17 protein-coding genes are annotated in these 20,980 nt (G+C 62.7%); 7 read left to right on the forward strand and 10 right to left on the reverse strand.

Features of this window, described 5'->3' with window-relative positions; all coding sequences use genetic code 11:
- Window positions 1-65 precede the first annotated feature (65 nt).
- A complete protein-coding gene (locus ACYU03_RS11145) occupies window positions 66-701 on the forward strand; it encodes a LysE family translocator (RefSeq protein ID WP_461890658.1) in 636 nt (211 codons plus the stop codon).
- Here ACYU03_RS11145 and ACYU03_RS11150 read toward each other — a convergent pair.
- The gene (locus ACYU03_RS11150; RefSeq protein ID WP_461890660.1) at window positions 698-2,506 is read right to left on the reverse strand and encodes a sensor histidine kinase; all 1,809 of its coding nucleotides are present in this window, start codon (window positions 2,504-2,506) and stop codon (window positions 698-700) included. The genes ACYU03_RS11145 and ACYU03_RS11150 overlap by 4 nt on opposite strands.
- Window positions 2,507-2,754: 248 nt before the next feature.
- Window positions 2,755-3,960, reverse strand: coding sequence for an MFS transporter (locus tag ACYU03_RS11155; protein WP_461890662.1), 1,206 nt, complete (start codon window positions 3,958-3,960; stop codon window positions 2,755-2,757).
- A 161-nt stretch (window positions 3,961-4,121) separates the two neighbouring features.
- On the opposite strand from ACYU03_RS11155, the gene soxR reads away from it, so the two are divergent.
- On the forward strand, window positions 4,122-4,580 hold the full coding sequence (soxR, locus tag ACYU03_RS11160) for a redox-sensitive transcriptional activator SoxR (protein ID WP_461890664.1): 459 nt from the start codon (window positions 4,122-4,124) through the stop codon (window positions 4,578-4,580).
- Between the two features lie 53 nt (window positions 4,581-4,633).
- On the opposite strand, the gene ACYU03_RS11165 is transcribed toward soxR, so the two are convergent.
- From ACYU03_RS11165 to ACYU03_RS11180, 4 genes are all read right to left on the reverse strand, one after another.
- On the reverse strand, window positions 4,634-5,917 hold the full coding sequence (locus ACYU03_RS11165) for a carbohydrate porin (protein ID WP_461890666.1): 1,284 nt from the start codon (window positions 5,915-5,917) through the stop codon (window positions 4,634-4,636).
- A 123-nt stretch (window positions 5,918-6,040) separates the two neighbouring features.
- Complete coding sequence (locus tag ACYU03_RS11170) at window positions 6,041-8,458, reverse strand: glucose/quinate/shikimate family membrane-bound PQQ-dependent dehydrogenase (protein WP_461890668.1); 2,418 nt, start codon at window positions 8,456-8,458, stop codon at window positions 6,041-6,043.
- A gap of 282 nt (window positions 8,459-8,740) precedes the next feature.
- Window positions 8,741-10,954 carry a TonB-dependent receptor gene (locus ACYU03_RS11175; RefSeq protein ID WP_461890670.1) on the reverse strand — a complete coding sequence of 738 codons (2,214 nt, stop codon included), beginning with the start codon at window positions 10,952-10,954 and terminating at the stop codon, window positions 8,741-8,743.
- A 209-nt stretch (window positions 10,955-11,163) separates the two neighbouring features.
- Window positions 11,164-11,493 carry a cupin gene (locus tag ACYU03_RS11180; protein ID WP_461890672.1) on the reverse strand — a complete coding sequence of 110 codons (330 nt, stop codon included), beginning with the start codon at window positions 11,491-11,493 and terminating at the stop codon, window positions 11,164-11,166.
- 320 nt (window positions 11,494-11,813) lie between these two features.
- On the opposite strand from ACYU03_RS11180, the gene ACYU03_RS11185 reads away from it, so the two are divergent.
- Entirely contained in the window at window positions 11,814-12,695 is an 882-nt protein-coding gene (locus ACYU03_RS11185; protein ID WP_461890674.1) for a PAAR domain-containing protein, read from the forward strand.
- 640 nt (window positions 12,696-13,335) lie between these two features.
- Here the strand turns inward: ACYU03_RS11185 and ACYU03_RS11190 are convergent.
- Window positions 13,336-13,650: a hypothetical protein gene (locus ACYU03_RS11190; protein WP_461890676.1), complete on the reverse strand. Its 315-nt coding sequence runs from the start codon at window positions 13,648-13,650 to the stop codon at window positions 13,336-13,338.
- 424 nt (window positions 13,651-14,074) lie between these two features.
- Complete coding sequence (locus ACYU03_RS11195; RefSeq protein WP_461890678.1) at window positions 14,075-14,686, reverse strand: LysE family translocator; 612 nt, start codon at window positions 14,684-14,686, stop codon at window positions 14,075-14,077.
- 99 nt (window positions 14,687-14,785) lie between these two features.
- On the opposite strand from ACYU03_RS11195, the gene ACYU03_RS11200 reads away from it, so the two are divergent.
- Both ACYU03_RS11200 and ACYU03_RS11205 read left to right on the forward strand, forming a co-directional pair.
- Window positions 14,786-15,751, forward strand: coding sequence for a GlxA family transcriptional regulator (locus ACYU03_RS11200; protein WP_461890681.1), 966 nt, complete (start codon window positions 14,786-14,788; stop codon window positions 15,749-15,751).
- 177 nt (window positions 15,752-15,928) lie between these two features.
- Window positions 15,929-16,834 (forward strand): LysR family transcriptional regulator, encoded by a 906-nt coding sequence (locus tag ACYU03_RS11205; RefSeq protein WP_461890682.1) that lies wholly within the window; start codon window positions 15,929-15,931, stop codon window positions 16,832-16,834.
- Between the two features lie 54 nt (window positions 16,835-16,888).
- Here ACYU03_RS11205 and ACYU03_RS11210 read toward each other — a convergent pair whose 3' ends face one another.
- Together ACYU03_RS11210 and ACYU03_RS11215 are read right to left on the reverse strand one after the other, a co-directional pair.
- Window positions 16,889-17,305, reverse strand: coding sequence for a RidA family protein (locus tag ACYU03_RS11210; RefSeq protein WP_461890684.1), 417 nt, complete (start codon window positions 17,303-17,305; stop codon window positions 16,889-16,891).
- Window positions 17,305-18,627, reverse strand: a complete 1,323-nt coding sequence (locus ACYU03_RS11215; protein WP_461890686.1) for a flavin-containing monooxygenase — start codon at window positions 18,625-18,627, stop codon at window positions 17,305-17,307. The genes ACYU03_RS11210 and ACYU03_RS11215 overlap by 1 nt, the downstream gene beginning before the upstream one ends.
- Window positions 18,628-18,968: 341 nt before the next feature.
- On the opposite strand from ACYU03_RS11215, the gene ACYU03_RS11220 reads away from it, so the two are divergent.
- Both ACYU03_RS11220 and argE read left to right on the forward strand, forming a co-directional pair.
- Window positions 18,969-19,646 (forward strand): DUF1028 domain-containing protein, encoded by a 678-nt coding sequence (locus ACYU03_RS11220; protein ID WP_461890688.1) that lies wholly within the window; start codon window positions 18,969-18,971, stop codon window positions 19,644-19,646.
- The gene (argE, locus tag ACYU03_RS11225) at window positions 19,639-20,802 is read left to right on the forward strand and encodes an acetylornithine deacetylase (protein WP_461890690.1); all 1,164 of its coding nucleotides are present in this window, start codon (window positions 19,639-19,641) and stop codon (window positions 20,800-20,802) included. The genes ACYU03_RS11220 and argE overlap by 8 nt, the downstream gene beginning before the upstream one ends.
- The last annotated feature ends 178 nt before the right edge of the window (window positions 20,803-20,980 follow it).

The following is a 20,980-nucleotide window of genomic DNA, read 5'->3' on the forward strand; positions in this document are numbered from 1 at the left end:
TTTGACCGCCTTGAGTGATCGTTGACGGTCTCTGAACCCGTCCACGGTCATAAAGGACCCGTCCCATGCCCGATCTCGCCAATCTAGTGGCTTTCGCCCTGATTTCCCTGGGTATGGTCCTGACGCCCGGGCCGAACATGATCTACCTGATTTCCCGCTCGATCTGCCAGGGCAGGGTGGCGGGTTTGATTTCGCTGGGTGGGGTGGCTTTGGGTTTTGTCTTCTACATGCTCTGCGCTGCCTTCGGCATCACGGCCCTGGTCATGGCCGTGCCCCATGCCTACGACGCGTTGCGCCTGGGCGGAGCACTCTACCTGCTCTACCTGGCGTGGCAGGCGGTCAAGCCCGGCGGACGTTCGCCGTTCCAGGTGCGGGACCTGCCCAAGGACAGCCCGCGCAAGCTGTTCATGATGGGCTTTCTGACCAACCTGCTGAATCCGAAGATCGCGGTCATGTACCTGTCGCTGATGCCGCAGTTCATCGACCCGGTCGGGCACGGCAGCGTGCTGGCACAATCCTTGGCGCTGGGGACCACACAGATCGCCATCAGCGTGATCGTCAATGCCTTGATCGCGGTGATGGCCGGCTCCATCGCGCTATTCCTGGCCGGCAGGCCGCTGTGGCAGCAGGTTCAGCGCTGGTTGATGGGAACGGTGCTGGCTGGGTTAGCGGTGCGCATGCTGGCCGAAGGACGGCGTTAGGGCGTACCGGAGTCGGTAGGTTTTGTCATCTGGGTGGGCTCGCCATGGGGCAGGTACAGGGTGAAGGTGGTGCCTTGGCCTTGGGCCGTGCTCACTTGGACATCGCCGCCGGATTGCTTGGCGAACCCGAATACCTGGGACAGTCCGAGGCCTGTGCCATGGCCGGCGGCCTTGGTGGTGAAGAAGGGATCGAAGATCCGCTCGAGTATGTCCGGGGCGATGCCGACGCCGGTGTCGATGACCGATATTGCGGCGAAACGACCTGGCTGTGGTGTATGCGCTCCAATGGCCGGCATGGCCTGGCCAGGTGTTAGCCGCAGGGTCAGCGTCCCCTGGCCGGCCATGGCGTCGCGGCCATTGATGGCCATGTTGATGATCGCGGTTTCCAGTTGTACCAGGTCGGCACAGATGAAACAGGGCGTTCGGGGCAGGTCGAGCTCGACCTTCACATGGGCGCCTGTCGCGGTGTCTAGGATGTCGGCGATCGCCTCCAGGTGTTGACCTGCTTCCAGCACCTGTGGGCTCAGTGCTTGGCGGCGGGCGAAGGCCAGCAGTTGAGCGGTCAGCTTGGTGCCTCGGTCAACCGAGTCGGAGATGGTCTTGAGGTAGCGGGCCCGTCGCTCTTCAGACAGGTCCTGGCGCTGCAGGAAGTGAATGGAGGAGTGGATGATGGTCAGCAGGTTGTTGAAGTCATGGGCCACGCCGCCGGTGAGCTGGCCCATGGCTTCGAGCTTTTGGGCCTTGCGCAGTGCGGCTTCGGTGTGCAGCAACTGCGTGGTGCGCTCCTCCACACGCTGCTCCAGCGTGGTGTTCAAGGCCTCCAGCGCAGCCAGGGCCTGGCGTACCTCGGCGTCGGCCTGGACCCGCTCGATGTGCGCCCAGCAGCGCTCGGTGACTTCGCCGATGAGCGCCAGTTCGTAGGCTGTCCAGGTTCGTGGTGACCTGTCATGGATGGCCATCAGCGCCGTCAGGCGGCCCTCTTTGACCAGGGGCATGCTGAGGGCGGCGGTGATGCCGAGGGCCTGGAACGAGGCTGCTTCATGCGCTGCGAGCTCGTTCAGGCTGTCGTTGATGATCAGCGGCCGGCCGCTGCGCAGCTCGTTCACCGCCCGTTGGCCAAAGTCGCTCAGACGGTAATCCCCCAGCAGGCGTGGCGACCCGGGCGCTACCCAGTCGCCGCAGACAGTGAGGTGCTCCTCGTCGGGCTCCATCATGGCGTAGGCGCAGCTGGAGAGCTGCAGGTGTTCGCCCAGCATGCGGGTGGTCGAGGCCATGATCCGGTCGGGGTCATTGGCGTTGGTCACTTCCCGCCCCAGGTCATCCAGGAAGCCGAGCCGACGGTTGGCCAACACGGCGGCCGTGGTCTCGGTGACTGTGTCGAGCATGCCTACCACCTGGCCATCGAGGTTGTAGATCGGGCTGTAGCAGAAGGTGAAGTAGGCCTGTTCAGGGGTGCCGCTGCGCTCGATGAGCAGCGGGAAGTCTTCGATGTAGATCGCTTGCCCGGCCAGGGCCTGGTCTGCCATGTGGCTGATCTCGCTCCAGGCTTCCTGCCAGACTTCGCTGAAGGGACACCCGAGTGCAGGCGGCTTGTCACCCAGGATCGGCGAGAAGGCGTCATTGTGCAGGGTGATCAGCTCCGGCCCCCAGAGGACCGCTTGTGCAAAGCGTGATGCCAGGCACAGGGCAACGCTGGTCTTGAGGGTATCGGGCCAGTCCTCCAGCGGCCCTAGGGGCGTGGACGCCCAGTCGTGTTGGCGGATGCGCTCAGCCATCACTCCGCCACCTGCAAGCCATTTCGCCATGTTCTTCCTTAACGCGTACGGACCCTGGAATCTATCATTGCAACTGGCGTGCGCCAGCATTCGCAGGGTAGCTCAACTTCTGGCGTCATAGGGGGCACCGGGATGCCTCTGGAGGCGAATGTTTTGACGGCATAGCTCAGAGAAACTTGCTAGATCAACCTAGGCAAGTTGTCAGCGTCTCCTCCCGCAGTGAAACCACCAATCACAATGGCGCTCGCTTGATAAAAGGTGCAGGCCACTGCTAGGTGCTAGCGATACCTCCAGTATCCCCAGCTCAGTGCGACCCCAGCGAGCGCAGCGATGCCGATCTGCGCGCTGATAGAAATCCAGCCAAAAGCAGCGAGCAGCGCGCCTGTCTGTATTGGCGCGACCACTTGCCCCAGATAGTTCCCCTGCATGACCAGGCCCATGCTCATGGGGGCCAGGTGCGGTGCGGGCGCTGAGCGCGGCGCACTGGCCAGGAAGGTGGCGGGCAGTACTCCCGCGGCAGCCGAGAAGGCCACGCACAGCATCAGGACTGCGGGCGCTGGCGTGGTGGGCAGGTAGGCCAGCACTCCCAGCAAGCCCGTGACCAGATAGCCCAGCGCCATCAGCCGTGTGGGCGTCATGCCGCGTTGCAGGCTGAACCCGCCGAGCACGTTACCCGCCGCATTCGCAAGCACGACCACAGCGCTTGCTGTGCCTGCCTGTGCCATCGATAGGCCCACCCGCTGCATCAGAAAGCTCGGCAGGAAGGACATCATGGCGAAGAACTGGACGTTGTAGACCGCGAAAGCCAGCGCCAGCAGCACAGTGGGACGTGAGCGGAGGACGCTGCGCACGTCGAGTCCGGCATCCTTGCGCGTACCGGGTACAGCAGGTACTCGCAGACCTATGCACACCGCCATGACGAGTGCGAGTGCACCGTCGAGCAACCACAACTGCCGCCAGCCGCCGAGCAATGGACCGAGCAGCATCGATAGCGCAATACCGATGCCCATGAACGTGCCCCAAAAGCCGAAGACCATGCTGCGCTGCGCGGGCGGTGTCAGCCGGTTGAGCGCGGCAGGCGCTGCGACCACGACCACGAGAAAGCCCAGCCCTTCGACGACGCGGGTGGCAACGAGCCAGCCGTAGTCGGGCACAGCGGCACCCGCCACGCTCGCCAGGCCCAGGATGACGAGTCCAGCCATCAGCACACGCCTGTCGCCCAGGCGTTGCGCGAGCGCACCCGCAGCCATGCCGCCGATCACACCGACGATGGCGAAGACCGACAGCATGCCACTGAGCTCCGCAAGGCCGCGGTCGAACTCGCCCTGCATTTCGGGCAGTGCGATCGGTCCTTTGCCTACATGCAGGGCCGACACTATGCCGGCCACGATAACCAGTGTCACGGCCATGCGGTCGAGTGCCGTGTCTGTGGTCGATTGTGGGGCTGGAGCAGCCGATGCGGCTTGCGGAGTGCTTTCGCTCATGGCTTTTCTCCTTGGGGCCGAGCGGCCAGGATAGTCGCGAGCAGAAGCCCGCCGATGTGCGGCGCGGCCCAGTGCATATCGCCAGCTGTTCCGCTTGCCCTTGAAATTGGTTACGCGGCAATATAAAAGTTCAAGTGAACTTTAAGTCAAGGGGTTTTGACATGACTTCTTCAACACTGGACCCCCTGGTCACCATCGGATGGATTTCACAGCGCAGCGGCATCGCAGCGTCGGCACTGCGCTTCTATGAATCACGCGGCTTGATCGAGTCTGTGCGGGTGGACAGCGGCCACCGGCGCTACCCGCGCTCGGTGTTGCGCCGCGTGGCTTTCATTGTCTTTGCACAGAAGGTCGGCCTGAGCCTGGACGAGGTAGCGGCCGAACTCGCGCACCTGCCCAAGGACCGTGTGCCTGTGGGCGAGGACTGGAAGCGCCTCACACGGCAATGGAAAAAACGCGTCGAACAGCGTATCGCCCAGTTGCAGGCTCTCAACATCGGTATGGACGAGTGCATCGGCTGCGGCTGCCTGTCGATGAAGAAATGCTTGTTGACAAACCCAGGTGATCGCTCCGGCCTAAGCGGCCCTGGTCCGCGCCGCTGGCTCGGCGATCCGCTGTAGAAGTCAACTGGAGCTGGCTTGCCAGCGAAGCGAGGGCAAGGCCCTCGCCAGGCTCAGAACGTCGCCTTGACCTGCAGGCCCACCACCAGGGCGTTGTCGATGTTCTCGCCGGAGAAGGCACCCGGCTCGATGATGTATTGCACATCCGGTCGCAGGGTCAGCCAGGGCGTAGCCTGGTAGCCGTAGCTCAACTCGATCAACTGCTCCGCGCTGTCCAGGTTGGGGAAGGCTTCGCCGTTGGCCAGCGCGGTGTCTTCCAGGACGTCGCGGCTGCGTGGATTGGGCACGGCGCGGCCGTAGCCGAGAGCGATGGTGTCATGGGGGCGACCTTCGAGCGGCTTGTACAGGACCACGCCGGTGCCATACCACTTGGTGAATGGCGAGGCCGCGCTGCTGGCTGCGGAGTACTGACCGAAGGCATGCAGGCTACGGCCCGGCGAAGCCTGGGAGTTCCACACGGCTTGGTCGATCAGCAGGTAGTGGCCACCACGACCGGCCACGTCCTTGTCGCTGCCGATGCGCTTGACGTTGGAGCTGTCGTAGTAATAACCGAGCTTGTATTCGCCAGGCAGTTCGCCCTGATGCTTGTACACCAGCTCGATCGGCACCACGGTACCGGTGGTGTGCTTGGGACCCAGGTGCCAGGCGCGGCTGGAGTTGCCGTTGCTTTCGGGGTCGACGTTGAAGGCGGCCACGCGCAGTTGCCAGGAAGGCGAGAAGTCGTATTTCACCCGCGCGCCCAAGTGCGCGTTGGGGTAGTTGGTCCAGCCGCTGCCGCCGGACATGTTCAGCGGGTGGCCGCAGAAGCCGGCGTTCATGAAGTTGCAGAGGATGCCGCTGTCCAGGCCGCCGAGGTCATTGCCCATGGCCATGTAGCCGAGCTTGACGTTCAGCGCCGGGGTGAACAGGGTGCGCTCATAGCTCAGTTCGGTCAGGCGGGTGTAGAGGCCACCGTAGTTCTCCTGGATCGGCAGGCGGTTGCCCACCAGGTCTTCGGAGGCGCTGTTACCGCGCCGGTCATTGATGGTCAGCTGGACCTTGCCGCCGTTGTCCAGGCCATACAGTTTGCTCAGGTCGAACTGGACGCCCAGCTTGAGGTTCTGCGAGTAACGCGCCGAACGGTGCTGGCCGCCGTGGGCGTTGTAGGCGGTTTCACCGCTGTAGTCGCCGGTGAACCTGATGCCGTCCTCGTCCAACTGGTGGCGCAGGCCGCCCCAGTCGCCGGTGAGGGTGTCGCGGGTGAGCAGGTCGCCTTCGGCCAGGGCGTAGGTGCTGGCCAGGCCCATGAGCAGAGCGGCGGCCAAGTGGGTAGGCGTGAAGTGAAAAACGGATGACATTGCGGGCCTTCCTGAAGGAATCGCGGGGGTGTCTATGGAGAGGCTGTCGTGGGTCAAGCCCACTCCCACGCAGCGCGTTCGCTGATGGGAGTGGGCTTGACCCGCGAAAAGAGCAGCGACTTATTACGGCAGGGCGTAGGCCATGACGTAGTCGCCACGGTCGGTCGACTGGCGGGCGCCGCCAGCGGTGACGACGATGTACTGCTTGCCAGTCTTGGGCGAGACGTAGGTCATCGGGCCACCCTGGCTGCCGACTGGCAGGCGGGCCTTCCAGACTTCGTCACCGTTGGCGCTGTTGAAGGCACGCAGGTAGAAGTCCTGGGTGCCGGCGATGAACACCAGGCCACCTTGGGTCGACAGGGTGCCGCCGAGGGTTGGCAGGCCAATCTTGATCGGCAGGTGCATGCGGATGCCCAGGGGACCGGTGTCTTCGACAGTGCCGACCGGCACTTGCCAAGCGACTTTCTGGGTCTTCATGTCGATGGCGGTCAGGGTGCCGAAAGGCGGGGCCTGGCAGGGAATGCCCGCGACCGACAGGAAGCGGTTCTTGTTCACTGCGTACGGGGTGCCTTTGAGCGGTACCGCGCCCATGCCGGTGTTCAGCGCTTCACCACCGGAGGCGGCCTGGCCCTGGTTCTGCGACGGGATCATCTGCACCCACAGGCCCAGGCGCATGTCATTGACGAAGATAAAGCCATGCACAGGGTCGGTGGAGATGCTGCCCCAGTTCATGCCACCCAGGGAGCCCGGGAAGCTCAGCGACAGGTCGGTGCCCGGCGCGGTGTACAGGCCGTCGTAGCGCATCTTCTTGAAGTCGATGCGGCACAGCAGTTGGTCGTACGGGGTGGCGCCCCACATGTCCGACTCGGTCAGTTGCTGGGCTCCGATCTGCGGCATGCCGACGGACTTGGGCTGGGTGGGCGAGTAGGGCTCGTTGGGGATGTTGCCCGGCTTGACCGGCACTTCATCGACCTGGGTCAGCGGCTTGCCGGTGGCGCGGTCGAGCACGTAGATCTGCCCAGCCTTGGTGCCGATCACCACGGCTGGAACGGTGTTGCCGTCGGCCTTGGTGAAGTCGATCAGGCTTGGCTGCATCGGCAGGTCGAAGTCCCAGAGGTCGTTGTGCACGGTCTGGAAGACCCATTTTTCTTCACCGCTGGTCGCGTCCAGGGCCAGCACCGAAGCGCCGTAGGTGTGGTCGAGCTTGGTCCGTTCGACACCATAGATGTCGGTGGAGGAGCTGCCCATTGGCAGGAACACGGTGTTCATCGCTGGATCGTAGGACATCGGCGCCCAGCTGTTGGGGGTGCTACGCACGTAGGTGCTGTCGGCCGCCGGGGCGTTGCGGTCCTGCGGGTTGCCCGGATCGAAGGCCCAGCGCATCTGCCCGGTGACCACATCGAAACCACGGATCACGCCACCGGGCATGTCGGTCTGCACGTTATCGGCGACGCGGCCGCCGACCACCACGGTGGTGCCGGCCATCAGCGGCGCGGAGGACAGCTGGTAATAGGAGTCCGGGACATCGCCCAGACCGGCCTTGAGGTCGACCTGGCCGTTGTTGCCAAAGCCCTGACAGAACTCGCCAGTGTCGGCATCGACTGCGATCAGGCGGGCGTCGATGGTGTTGGTCAGCAGGCGGCGTTGGCAGTTGGCACCGGCTGGAACGCTGACGGCGGTGACTTGCGAGCTGTTCGGCTGGGTTGGCTGGGCCAGTGGTGCGCTGGCATCGAAATAGGCCATGCCACGGCAGCGTTGCCACACCGCCGACTTGGCGTTGATCTCGTTCTTCCAGAGCTCCTTGCCGGTGTCGGCATCGAGCGCGATCAGGTTGTTGTGCGGGGTGCAGATGAACACCTTGTTGCCGACCTGCAGCGGGGTCAGTTGGTCTTCGGCACCGTTGCCGTCGCTGATGGCGACGTCACCGGTGCGGTAGGTCCAGGCCACTTGCAGTTTGTCAACGTTGTCGCGGTTGATCTGGTCCAGCGCGGCGAAACGGCTGCCACCTTCGGTGTTGCCGTAGTGGGCCCAGTCCTTCTGCGCCTTGTCCGGCTCCACCGGGGTCAAGCCTGGGCCAGTGCCGGTGGGGGCGACACTCGGGTGGGCGACGAACATGTTGCCGGCGGCGATGACCAGCGCCACCGCCATCACACCGGCCACTCCGTAGGCCGCACGGCCAGGCGTGCCACCGCTGGCGCGCACCAGCATCGGGTAGACCAGCGCCACGACCATACCGATCGCGCCGAACATGAACAGCCGTGAGAACAACGGCCAGAACGCCAGGCCGGCATCGGCCAGAGCCCAGATCGCGGTACCCACCAGGAATACGGCGAACAGCCAGGCGCCAGCCGGTTTGCGCAGGGCGATGAGGACACCGGCGATGGCCATGGCCAGGCCACCTATCAGGAAGTACCAGGAACCACCCAGGCCGGCCAGCTTCATGCCGCCAGCGGCCAGGGCGAGGCCGAGCAAGGCGATGATCACGCCCAGGCCGACCAGGATGAAAGAGGGGGCGCCGGAGGCGCGCGGTGCTTGTTTCATGCCGAAAGATCTCGCTGTGGGATGCACAGAGTTTATACCCTTAGCAAGCTAATTAACAAGTTAGTACATAATTGAAAGAGACCTGTTGTCGCAGGGCAGAAAAGGCTGGGAGCCGTGTCGGAGTCTAGTTTACGGAGAGCGTCTGCGAGAAAAGTCTGGAGAGGAAACGGCTCCCAACTGGCTCCGGTCAACTAGGGCCAATTGGGACGGCGTGGCGCTTCGGCGCTGCGCCGCCGCCACAATTGCGCTCGAGCTGACCTTGCATCAGCCCGAGCGGTTCACTCAGAAGCTGTAGGTCGCCGAGAGGATCGCCGACCGTGCATCGCCATATTCGATGGCCGAAGAACGTGCGTCGGTGCCGTTCTGCTGGCGGACTCGCTCGATGTAGTCCTTATCGAACAGGTTGTTGACGTTCAACTGCAGGTCGAGGTTCTCATTGACCCGGTAGGCCACCATGGCGTTGTGCACCCAGTAGGCATCCAGCTTCTCGGTGGTGCTGGAGGTGACGTTGCGTTCGCTGACATAGCGCGCACCGTAGCCAAGGGTCCAGCCAGCCGGCAATTGGTAGGTGGTCCACAGGTTGAGGGAGCGTGGTGGAGTATTGCCCAGCGCCTGGCCTTCGCGGGCGATGCCTGCGTCGGTGTTGGCGGCCTTGAGGGTCTCGCTGTCGAGGAAGGTGTAATTGGCGAACACATCCCAATGTTCGGTGATGTGGCCGGTCACGCCCACTTCCACGCCCTGTACCCGTTGCTTGCCGGCCAGTTGGGTCGAGCCGTCGGCCATGGTTTCGCGGGCATTGGTCTTCTCGACCCGGAACAGCGCGGCGTCCAGCTCCACGCGTTTGTCCAGCAACTCCCACTTGGTGCCCAGTTCCCAGGTTTCGTTCTTTTCCGGGGACAGGTCTTCGGTGGCTGCGGTGAGGCCGCCTCCGCTGGAGGCCAGGCTTTCCGCCGATGGGTTGAAGGAATTGCCCCAGGCTACGTAGATGCGGCCGTTCTCAGTCGGCTTGTAGACCAGGCCCGCACGGCCACTGAGCCTCTCGTCGGTGGACTTGAACCTCGAAGTACGCTCATGGGCCGCGGAGAAGCCTTCGGCCTCGCCCTTGAACTTGTCGTAGCGCAGGCCAAGGTTCAGGTCCCACTGCTCGTGCAGGGCGATGGTGTCGAAGACGTAGAGCGCGTGGTTGGTGAGCTCTGATTCCGAATAACCGGTGGTGGCCTTGTTGGCTGGCCCTGACCAGTATCCCGGCGGGTTGCCCAGATCATAGCCATCGGCAGGGTACAAGGCATTGCCCAGGCCATGGCTGTAGGTTTTCAGGTCCATGGTCTCGCGAGAGACCTCCACGCCGCCGACCAGGTCATGGCGCATGCCGAGCAGGTTGAAGTGACTGATCAGGTTGGTCTGGTTGATCCACAGTTCGGTGGTGGCGTCGCGGCCATACCCTTGCGGGCCGGCTGGGCGGTAACGGCCTGGCGGTACACCCTCGGTATTGACATGGGACGCTGACACCGTGGTGTCGCGGGCAATATGGCTGTAGCGCGTGAGGTTGTGCAGGCTGAGGTTATCGTTGAAGTCGTGCTCGAACTTGGCGGTCAGGGCGCTCTGTTCGATTTCTTCCTTGTCGAGGTTCTTCCAGCCGAAGTAGTCGTTGCGGTCGACGCCGGCCAGCTTCTTGCCGTTCAGGGCCGGGACCCCGTAGTCGGGCAGGTTGTCGTCCACCTGGTGGAAGGCGCTCAGTGTCAGACGGGTGGAGTCGTTAAAGCCCAGGCGCAGGGACGGCGCGACACCCCAGCGTTCACGGTCGATCTTCTCGCGGCCGGGCACATCGTTCTGATGGCCCATGACGTTGATGCGCAATGCACTGTTGTCGCCGATGCCTTCCAGCGGCTGGTTGCTGTCCAGGGTCAGGCGGTAATAGTTGTCGGTACCGACACTGCCGCCCAGGCGGGTGAAGGCCTGGTCCTGGGGTTGCTTGGTGATGATGTTGATGCTCCCGCCAGTGGTGCCGGCGCCACCGAACACCGAGTTGGGGCCCTTGATGACTTCCACCTGGTCGATGTTGAAAGTGTCGGAGCGGGTGGTCTGGGCGCTGTCGCGCAAGCCGTCGATCTGGATGTTGCTGTTGGCCGAGAAGCCCCGGATGTTGATGCTGTCACCCGAACCCCCACCCCCTTCGCCGGCGTTGAAGGTGATGCCGGAAACGTTGGACAGCACCTGGCGCAGGCTCAGGGCTTGCTGCTCCTTGATCACCTGGCTGGGCACCACAGTGATGGTCTGCGGCGTATCGAGCAGCGGGGCGGTGTATTTGCTGGAGGCGGAGCGTTCGGTCCGGTAGTCGCCGTCGGATTGCGCATCGACGTTGATGTTGCCCAGCTCCAGGGTGCTCTTGCGAGGCTCTTCGGCGAGGGTGCAAACCGAGGTGGAGGCGACGGCGAGGCCGAGGGCGGAGGCCATCAAGGGGTGAGAGGGGCGATTCGACACAAGGGTATTCGTCATGAGAATTGTTTTCCAGTGAGACGAAAGTACTATTGCTTTTGATAAGTGTTATCAATCATATCGAGATCACAGGAAGGCTTGCCATTGGTCGCTAGGCTACGAATGTGTGCAAATATTTCAGCGGCAAGGGGAGCTACGCAGGTGCGCCGACCCGCGCGCGGATTGTGTCGTGGCCTCAACGGGTCATGTATCAGTGACGCTGAACTGGATCAGTTGCCGTAGAACACCGCCAGCCATACCGTGGCCACGTCCTTGGCCGTCCATTCCACGCGATGGCGTCGGTGCGGCGCGATGTCCAGGTGATCGCCGGGCTGCAGCACCCTTGGCTCGCTTTCATCCTCGAAACGCAGACCGGCGCTGCCGCTGAGCAGCAGGATCCACTCGCCCTCGACTTGGTCGTACCAGAAGTCTGGCGGGCTGCATTGGCCACTGGAGACGATGCGTTCGATACGCAGGCCAGGGCGCTCGAGCAGGTTGTCGATATGTTCGGCGGCCTGCGGGTCGAGGTCGGGCAAGGTGTTGAGCAGGTTGATGAGCATGGGCCGGGCGCTCGCGGCAATGGGGGTGCTCTGGAAGACTGGGTTGGCGCGGCTTGCCCGTCAACTTCAGCGGCAAGCGGCTGGTAATCATCATGCAACCCCAACCTCGCTGATTCCCCCGGAAATCTGTGATGAATCTTTTTTCTGTGGATCGGTAGATGGATCTGGATTTGATGTAGGAATTTTCTCTATCGACTTGAGCGGGGTATAAAACCGCCGGCTGGGTGCTAGGTTCCGGACTTCTTTTGCACAAGGAACTTGCACATGACCAGGCAGCTTTTGCCTGCTGCCCCTTTCACCCTGATAGCCGGTGGTGAGTGATGGGCAACCGCATGAACGTATTCGGCAAGGGCCAGGGCCTGGATGGCGATGCAACCACCACCGGCGCCACCTGCCTTAGCAGTCTGGCCCAGGCCCGGCAGGACAGGCGGGGCATCCTGCGTCAGGGCGACGTCACTACAGCCTGCCCCAGGTGCGGTGAGAACGGGACGATCATCGAAGGCGAGCGTCGGATGAAGTTCCACGGGCTGCCAGTGGCGGTGGATGGAGCGCTGATCCACTGCGCCTGTCCTGCTGGTAGCAACCGCCTGATCGCGCCGTTGGGGGCGCTGTCCGGAGCGAAACAGGCGGCAGCGCCAAGGTCGGCGACGAACGCCGTGCCGGCTTCTGCAGCGTCACGGGCGACTCCCCTCACACCGTCCTCATCAGCCTTTGCTGGTGCGCCTCCCGGCACACTCGAGCCGGGCTTCTACATCGTCCCGCGCAGCATGTCCTGGCCACAGCTGCTCGCCCGCCTGACCGATGAGCAGGGACCGCAACTGATCACCCGTCTACAGCGGCTCAACCCCACCTACCTCGACGGCTTCAAGGCGGGCGAGATCGTTGTCATCGGTGACCCGGACAACTTCACGGCTTGCACGCGGAAAGAGGCCGACCTGATGGCGGCCGCCGCGCAGGTGCGTGAAACGCTGGCGCAACTCACCGACGAAGAAGCTAATTTCATGATGCGTTACCAAGGCGAGATTGCCGGGATGCTCGGCATGGCCAGCTTGTCGATGGGCGTCGGCGTGGACATGCTGAACAAAGGACTGAAGCAGGTCGAAGATACCTTGCGTAGCCTCGAACTCTTGCACCAGCGTGAGTTCAATCGGCACGGCCATTTGAAAAGCCCCGACTTCTTCACCGCCCGCCGGCAGTTGTAGCAACAGCTGGATGCGCAACTGAAAAGCGCCTTCCTCAACAAACAATTGAATCTCGGTAGCTACAACACCCTGCGCCGGGACCTGCGTATTTCAACCAAGAGCCTGGTGCATCACGGGTCACGCGCGGGTGGTGCCGGACAGATTCCGGGGTATGCCACGCATTTGGATGAGGTGGCCAAGACCGCGAAGTACTTGAAGTACGGTGGCTATGTCGGTATTGCGTTAGGGGGGCATCTTCTGGTCTGAAGGTGCAAGAGGTGTGTCGTGCTGGAGAAACGGCAGGGTGCAAAAAGGTTAGGTTGACAGAAACGGGGAGCTTGGTTGGTGGTCTTGCAGGAGGCACAGTTGGCTCTTTACTAGGAGGGTTTACAGCAACCATGTTGTGCGGCGCATTTAGCGTTGGAACTGCAGGCGTTGGGGCGCCTGTATGTGCCATCGTACTGGTAGGTGGCGGTTCGTTTGCGGGCGGCTTGACTGGTGATGCACTCGGCGAATTTTCTGGTGAAAAGATCTATGAGTCCAGCAATGATTGATATCAACAGTTGGCCGCTGAATATGCAGCTTTTTTTGCGAGATTTCCTTTCCTGCTTATATTCATAGAGCTCGCTATCAGCCTGCACATTGCGTGTTCTCGTGACTTTTACATCATGCTTGCGGCGATCCAGAGCAGTCCCTGGATTGAGCGGCAGAAACGTTCATGGGGGACGACAAGTCTCAAAGCTCGCTGGGCGCTGGTGTGGAGCGTCTGCGGTTTAGTCGTTTTCCCGTATTTGCACTTGCGCAGGGGAGTAGTGGATGCCGATGAGATCCGCAACTTTCCCCCGGCACTGAAGCGAAAGATGCTGATTTCACTGTGGCCGAGCGCAATCGGTTTCTGCTGGATGCTGGTCGGCGGGGGGCTCGTGAGGTTGTCCAGTACCTGATCTGTTTGCAGCATTGTGCTGCCATGAAACATAGGCCTACCCCTCCTGTGAGCGCTGAGTGGGTTGCCATGGTTCTGCTGGAAAACCGTGATGTCGTTATGAGGAGTCTTGAGCGTGGGAGGTTTTTGGGGGAACTAGGTGGGGGTTTACTTTCATGCTGTCGCCTTTCGTCATCAGCATGCTAGGGATATGTTTCTATTGGTGGGAGATTCATGAATGCAGAGATGGTTGATATCAATAGTTGGCCGCTAAATGTGCAGCTTTTTTTTGCGAGATTTCCTTTCCTGCTTATATTCATAGAGCTCGTTATCAGCCTGCACATTGCGTGCTCTCGTGACTTTCACATCACGCTTGTGTCAATCCACAGCAGTCCCTGGATTGAGCGGCAGAGGGGACGGCAAGTTTCAACGCTGGATGAAGTCTTCCTACCGTCCTTCGTCCTATGCCGTGCCTCACTTATCGACTCAAGGGCAACGCCACCCCGATCAGGGCGAACAGGCTGCCACAGCAGCGGTTGAACCCCTTGCCGCCCCGGGCCAGCCAGGGGCGGATGCGGAAGGCAAGGCGTGCCAGCAGGTATTCCACCAGGAACTCGACGCTGGCGAAGGTCGCTGCCATCACCACGAACTGCGGCACCAGGCTGCGCTGCGGGTCGATGAACTGTGGCAGGAAGGCACCGTAGAACAGCAGGACCTTGGGGTTGGCCATGGCTGAGAGGAAACCCTGGCGGCAAAGCCCCGCGGCACTCGAGCCATTGTCGCCAACCGCCGGCTCCAGGCGCAGGGCAGGGTTGCGCCAGAGCTGGATGCCCAGCCAGAGCAGGTAGGCGCCGCCGAGCCATTTGAGCATCTGCAGCAGTGACGCCGAGGTCTGCAGCAACGCGCTCAGACCGAACATGGCGAGGGCGATCAGGCAACTGAAGCCGACCACGCCGCCACAGATGGTGAACAGGGTACGGCGGGCGCCGTACAGCGCGCCGTGGGTGAGGGCCAGCAGGCTGTTGGGGCCGGGCGTCAGCGACAGGCCGATGCTTGCCAGCAGGTAGATGAGCCAGGTGTCCAGGGCCATGGAAGTGTCTCGTGTATGCAGAGGCGGCCAGTGTAGAGAAGCGAGGGGAATAGAAAGGGTATTATCTGGACATTTTCTGGTGATAACTGGACCTTGCCCATGCCCCCTGATATCCGCCTGCTGATCCTGCCTCTGCCGGAGTTCGCCCTGCTGCCGCTGGGCGCGTTTCTGGACAAACTGCGCTTCAGTGCCGATGACGAGGATTACAGCCGGCAGCGCTATTGCAGCTGGACGCTGGTCGGGCTGACGCCGGCGCCGGTTTTCTCCAGCAGCGGCGCGGCACTGCAGGTAGAGGCGACGTTTGACCAGGTCACGCTGGCTGATTACGACTATCTGGTGCTGTTCGGTGGTCGCAGCGCGGGGGCCACTGCGGCGTTGGCCCCAGCCTACAAGCCCCTGCTGCGCCGGGCGGCGAGGGCAGGCCTGAAGCTGGTCTGCGTTGATAACGCCGCCTTCTTGCTGGCTGCCTGTGGTTTGCTCAACGGCCATAAGGTGGCCTTGCACTGGCGGCACGAGGCTGAGTTTCGGGTGTCCTATCCGCGTATCCAGGTACAGCGCGAACAACTGTATTGCTTCGACGGCGCGCGTATTTCCTGCGCCGGAGGGACGGCGGCCATCGACCTGGCGGTGGAGCTGCTGACCCGCGCCTGTGGACGCACCCGGGCGCTCAAGGGGTTGGCCGACATGCTGGTGGACGAGACCCGTGACAGCCGCCATGCCTTGCGTTCACAGGTAGTCGCTGGCGTGCAAGGGCGGCATGTGCAGCGTGCCATCGCGCTGATGCACCATCGCATGGCGGGCAGTGGTTCGGTCGAGCAGTTGGCGGCCGAGCTGGGCATCAGCCGCCGCCAGCTCGACCGCCTGTTCCAGGAGAGCGAGGGCATGAGTGCCAAGGCGTTCTGGCTGGAAATGCGCCTGCAACACGTGAAGTGGCGCTTGCTCAACTCCAGTCACAGTCTGGCGCAGATCGCCGATGAGGTGGGTATGGCCGATAGCAGCTACCTGGGCAAGTGCGTGCGCCGGCGCTTCGGCTGTACGCCGGCGCAGTTGCGCAAAAGGGGCTAGCGGTCTGACTTGGGGCGAGGGACTCGGTGCCAAGTACACCGTCACGCCATGAAAAATATCGTCCAGCCATAGGTAAATCCTTCATCGGCCAAGCGCCCGTGACCTGGTCGCTAGGGTAAGGTGATAGGCACCCCCGATATGACAAGAACGCTGTGAGACAGCGTCAAAGAGGTGCCTGTGGCTTCCTATACCTTGCGACAACTCAAGTATTTCGTGACCACCGTGGAGGCTGGCAGCGTGGCCGAGGCTTCGCGCCAGTTGTACATCGCCCAGCCGTCCATCTCCACGGCGATCAAGAGCCTGGAAGAGAGCTTCGGCGTGCAGCTGTTCATCCGCCATCACGCCCAAGGCGTGTCCCTGACGCCCAGCGGCAAGCGTTTCTATGCCAAGACCAAGGCGTTGCTGCAGATGACCCATGAGTTCGAGCAGAACGCCCTGGCCGATAACGACACGGTGGCCGGGCAGATCGATATCGGCTGTTTCGAGACCGTGGCGCCGCTGTACCTGCCGCGGCTGATCGCAGGCTTTCGCGAGCGCTACCCAGGCGTGGATATCCGTTTGCGCGACGGTGAGCAACAAGACCTGATCCAGGGCCTGACCGCCGGCACCTTCGACCTGGCATTCCTCTACGACCACGACCTGGACGGCACTATCGAAGCCGAGCCGCTGATGCCGCCGCAAAAGCCCTATGTGTTGTTGCCGGAGAAGCACCGTTTCGCCGGCCAGACCCAGGTGTCATTGCGTGACCTTTGCCCAGAGCCGATGATCCTGCTGGACGTGGCGCCGAGCCGGACCTACTTCGTCAGCCTGTTCAATGAACTGGGGCTGACACCGAATATCGTCTTCAGCTCGCCCTCGATCGAAATGGTGCGCGGTATGGTCGGGCAGGGCTTCGGCTTCTCGCTGCTGGTCACTCGGCCACATTCGGAATGCACCTACGATGGGCAGAAGGTGGTGACCATCGACATTGCTGAGCCGGTGTCGACCTCCGGGCTGGCGGCGGCGCGGCTGAAGCGGGTGCAGTTGACCAAGCCAGCGCAGTTGTTCGTCGAATTCTGCCGGGAGGAACTGGCGCGGATGTAGGCGCCAGCGTAGTACCCAAGAAAAACCGGGGCTTGAGGCCCCGGTCTTGTTTCATCACTGCTCGTCCGGCACCACCGCGATGATGTCGATCTCCATCAACCACTCCGGTTGGGCCAGCCCGGCCACCACCAGGCCAGTGGAAATCGGGAAGACACCCTTGAGCCATTTGCCGACCTCCTGGTACACCGCCTCGCGAAAACGCGGGTCGGTGATGTAGGTGGTGGTCTTGACGATGTGCGACAGGTCCGAGCCTGCTTCTTCCAGCAGTTGCTTGACGTTCTTCATCGCTTGCTCGGCCTGGGCGCGCGGGTCGCCAAGGCCGACCAAGCGACCTTCGAAATCGGTGCCGACCTGGCCGCGCACGTAGATGGTGTTGCCAGCGCGCACGGCCTGGCAGAGGTCGTTGTCCAGCGTCTGGTTGGGGTAGGTTGCTTTGGTGTTGAACATGCGGATGCGGGTATGAGTAGGCATCAGTTGACTCCCAGGGCGCTGACTTTCTTGATGGTCGGTTCGGTGGTGCGGGCCTCGGCCTGGCGTTGCGCGCTGTCGCGGTAGGCAAGGTAGGTGCGTTGCGTGGCGATGTGGCCGCCAATGTGCTTGGCGTCGTGCCACACGCCCCAGATGAACGACGAGCCCCGGCGCGACAGCCACGGCAGGCCGAGGAAGTACACGCCCGGTTCGCTGGACACGCCACGCTGGTGCTTGGGCTTGCCGTTGGCGTCGAAGGCATCGACCTGCAGCCAACTGAAGTCCACGGCGTAACCGGTCGCCCAGATGATCGAGGTAATGCCGGCCTGGGCCAGGTCGAGTTCCAGGATCGGCTGGGTCACGCAGTCCGGGTCCGGGTAACGGTGGCGGGCTTGCGGCTCCTCCGGCAGATCCAGGCCGTTGCGTTCGACATAGGCATCGGCGGCATCCAGCAGCGCCAGGTAGTTTTCGTCGCCGCGTTCGAGGTTGGCCGCCAGGTCATCCTGGAAGCTCACCACGCCGTTGTTGAATGCCTTGGTCAGGCCGACAAGGGTCATGCCCTCATGTGCCAGGCCACGGAAGTCCACGGTGTGGCCACCGCGGGCGCCACTGACGGCGATAGTCACGTGTTCGCGGCCAGGCTTGGCGATCTCTGCATCCCATTCGCCGAGCACGCCCAGCCACCAGCAAAAATCACGGTTGCGGTAGGCGCGTGGCGGACGGTCATGGGCGCCGACCGAGAGGTACACCTTGCGTCCTGCGCGCATCAGCTCTTCGGCGATCTGCACGCCGGAGGAGCCAGCGCCGACCACCAGCACCGCGCCCTCGGGCAGTTGCTGCGGGTTGTAGTAGGCGGCGGAGTGGATCTGGTGCAGCGCTTCGCTCTTGGGCGCGATCGGCGGGATCACCGGGCGCTGGAACGGGCCGGTAGCGGCGACCACGCGGTTGGCCAGGATCACTCCTTCGGAGGTCTCGATGGTGAAGCCCGGACGCTCGGTATTGCGCACCACCTTCTTCACTTCCACGCCGGTGCGGATAGGCAGGTTGAACTTGCGGACATAGGTTTCGAAATAGTCGGCCACCTGATCCTTCGCGGCGAAGGCGTCAGGGTCGAGGTCGAATTCCAGGCCGGGGAAGCGGTCGTGCCAGGCCGGGCCGTTGGCCACCAGCGAATCCCAGCGGCCGGTGCGCCAGGCTTCGGCGATGCGGTTGCGCTCAAGTACCAGGTGAGGCACGCCGAGTTTGCTCAGGTGCTCGCTCATGGCCACGCCGGCTTGGCCGGCACCCACTACGAGTGTGTCTATTTCTATCTTGTCGATTGTCATGTCCGAGCCCTTGTTGAAGGCGATTTTATTCAGGTCGGTATGGGTACCGCCTCTACCTGGGGCCAGACTAGGGAAGCGCATCGGATCGATAAAATACTATTTAGCTAACACTTGCCCATAAATAACTGAAGGCCTTTGAAAACGAGGCCTAGAGGGTGTTTGTCGCTGCTTTCAGGGCTTTTCCGGTGGTGCTTTTATCACGTTAGTTTTTTCCTTTTCAGCGACGATAAAAATGGTTGTTTCGTGGTTTGCCGGCTTTTGCCCAGAATGCAATCAATCGTGAAATAGCGCGGAAGTTGCATTGACCGCGATGTGAATAAACAAGCACAAGGAGCAGGAAAATGACGTTCTCCATCATCGGTCGCTGCCAGGAGACCGGCCAGCTCGGTATCGCCATCAGCTCGTCCAGCATCGCTGTCGGGGCCCGTTGCCCCTGGGTGCGTGCCGGGGTCGGCGCGGTGGCCACCCAGAACATCACCTTGCCGGCACTCGGCCCGCAGATCCTCGACGCCCTGGAGCAAGAGCAACTGGCGCCGGCCGCAGCACTGGACCGTGTGCTCAGCGCCAATGGCTGGAGTGAGTATCGCCAGGTCACGGCCATCGACAGCAGCGGCCGCGTGGCGTTGTTCACCGGTCAGGAAGCCCTCGGCGTGCACAACGCCGTCGCCGGTGAACAGTGCGTGGCGGCCGGCAACCTGCTGTCCGGCATCCAGGTCATCGAGGCCATGGTCACCGCTTTCGAACAGGCCGATGGCCAGCTGGCAGACCGCTTGCTGGCGGCCATGCATGCTGCGATGAAGGCCGGCGGCGAGGCCGGGCCGGTGCACTCGGCGGCGCTCAAGGTTGCCGGCGAGCTGACCTGGCCGCTGGTCGACCTGCGGGTGGACTGGGCCGACGAAGACCCCATCGGCAAGCTCGATGCGCTCTGGCAGGACTACCGCCCGCAGATGCAGGATTACGTGACCCGCGCCCTTGACCCCACCGCAGCACCGAGCTACGGAGTGCCAGGCGATGAGTGAGCTGTCCAGCCGCGCCCTGCTCGAGCGGCTGGTCGGCTTTGCCACGGTCAGTCGTGATTCCAACCTGGCCTTGATCGCCTTCATCCGTGACTACCTGGCTGGCTTCGGGGTCGACTGCGAATTGTTCCACAACGCCGAAGGCACCAAGGCCAATCTGTTCGCTACCATCGGACCGAGGGAGCGGGGTGGGGTGGTGCTGTCCGGGCACACCGATGTGGTGCCGGTGGATGGTCAGGCCTGGACGGTCGAGCCGTTTCGCCTGACGGAAAAGGACGGCCGCTTGTATGGGCGGGGGGCCGCCGACATGAAAGGCTTCATCGCCTCGGTATTGGCGGCGGTACCGGCGTTTCTCGCCGCGCCATTGAAGCTACCGGTGCATTTGGCCTTTTCCTATGACGAAGAGGTTGGCTGCCTGGGCGTGCGTTCCATGCTCGCCGAGCTGGAAAGGCGCCCGCACAAACCGCGTCTGTGTCTGATCGGCGAGCCCACCGGGCTCAAACCGGTGCTCGGGCACAAGGGCAAGCTGGCCATGCGTTGCCATGTGCAGGGTGCTGCGTGCCACTCGGCCTATGCGCCTTACGGGGTCAATGCCATCGAATACGCCGCGCAACTGATCGGTAAGCTGGGCGAAATCGGCACAGCGCTGGCCAGCCCCGAGCAGCACGACGCACGTTTCGATCCGCCGTACTCCACGGTGCAGACGGGCGTGATCAAGGGGGGCAGGGCACTGAACATCGTGCCGGCTGAATGCGAGTTCGACTTCGAAGTGCGTGCCTTGCCCGGTTTCGAGGCCCAGGCCGTGGCCGATCAATTACAGACTTACGCCGAGGCCGAGCTGGTGCCGAAGATGCGCGCCGTGCAAGCCGACACCGGTATCCGCCTGCAACCGCTGAGCGCTTATCCCGGCCTGGCGACGCCGGCCGACAGCGAGGCTGCGCGCCTGCTGGCGCTGCTCAGCGGTTCGAATGAGTTCGGCACCGTCGCCTTCGGTACCGAAGGCGGGCTGTTCGAGCAGGCGGGGATTGCCACCGTGGTGTGTGGCCCGGGCAGCATGGACCAGGGGCACAAGCCGGACGAATTCGTCAGTGTCGAGCAGTTGCAGGGGTGCGATGCGATGTTGCTGCGCTTGCTCGAATACTTGTGTGAGGCCGCTTGACCCGTCTGTAAGACACCGGTTCGGTGCCCTGACTTGCCCGCGAATACGGCAGTGAATTTACCGACGCATTCGTGGGCAAGCCAGTTCCTACAGAGTCCTACTAAATCAATGCGTTATGTGTTGTTCTATGAGAGCCAACTGACGCTGGCTCCTACCTGAGCTTCGACCTCAAAAACTA

The sequence above is a fragment of the Pseudomonas sp. X10 genome, assembly GCF_054889225.1.

Coding starts and splice junctions, on each gene's coding strand:
- ACYU03_RS11145 (WP_461890658.1), top strand. CDS start 66: ATGCCCGATCTCGCCAATCTAGTGGCTTTCGCCCTGATTTCCCTGGGT.
- ACYU03_RS11150 (WP_461890660.1), bottom strand. CDS start 2,506: ATGGCGAAATGGCTTGCAGGTGGCGGAGTGATGGCTGAGCGCATCCGC.
- ACYU03_RS11155 (WP_461890662.1), bottom strand. CDS start 3,960: ATGAGCGAAAGCACTCCGCAAGCCGCATCGGCTGCTCCAGCCCCACAA.
- soxR (WP_461890664.1), top strand. CDS start 4,122: ATGACTTCTTCAACACTGGACCCCCTGGTCACCATCGGATGGATTTCA.
- ACYU03_RS11165 (WP_461890666.1), bottom strand. CDS start 5,917: ATGTCATCCGTTTTTCACTTCACGCCTACCCACTTGGCCGCCGCTCTG.
- ACYU03_RS11170 (WP_461890668.1), bottom strand. CDS start 8,458: ATGAAACAAGCACCGCGCGCCTCCGGCGCCCCCTCTTTCATCCTGGTC.
- ACYU03_RS11175 (WP_461890670.1), bottom strand. CDS start 10,954: ATGACGAATACCCTTGTGTCGAATCGCCCCTCTCACCCCTTGATGGCC.
- ACYU03_RS11180 (WP_461890672.1), bottom strand. CDS start 11,493: ATGCTCATCAACCTGCTCAACACCTTGCCCGACCTCGACCCGCAGGCC.
- ACYU03_RS11185 (WP_461890674.1), top strand. CDS start 11,814: ATGGGCAACCGCATGAACGTATTCGGCAAGGGCCAGGGCCTGGATGGC.
- ACYU03_RS11190 (WP_461890676.1), bottom strand. CDS start 13,650: ATGTTTCATGGCAGCACAATGCTGCAAACAGATCAGGTACTGGACAAC.
- ACYU03_RS11195 (WP_461890678.1), bottom strand. CDS start 14,686: ATGGCCCTGGACACCTGGCTCATCTACCTGCTGGCAAGCATCGGCCTG.
- ACYU03_RS11200 (WP_461890681.1), top strand. CDS start 14,786: ATGCCCCCTGATATCCGCCTGCTGATCCTGCCTCTGCCGGAGTTCGCC.
- ACYU03_RS11210 (WP_461890684.1), bottom strand. CDS start 17,305: ATGCCTACTCATACCCGCATCCGCATGTTCAACACCAAAGCAACCTAC.
- ACYU03_RS11215 (WP_461890686.1), bottom strand. CDS start 18,627: ATGACAATCGACAAGATAGAAATAGACACACTCGTAGTGGGTGCCGGC.
- ACYU03_RS11220 (WP_461890688.1), top strand. CDS start 18,969: ATGACGTTCTCCATCATCGGTCGCTGCCAGGAGACCGGCCAGCTCGGT.
- argE (WP_461890690.1), top strand. CDS start 19,639: ATGAGTGAGCTGTCCAGCCGCGCCCTGCTCGAGCGGCTGGTCGGCTTT.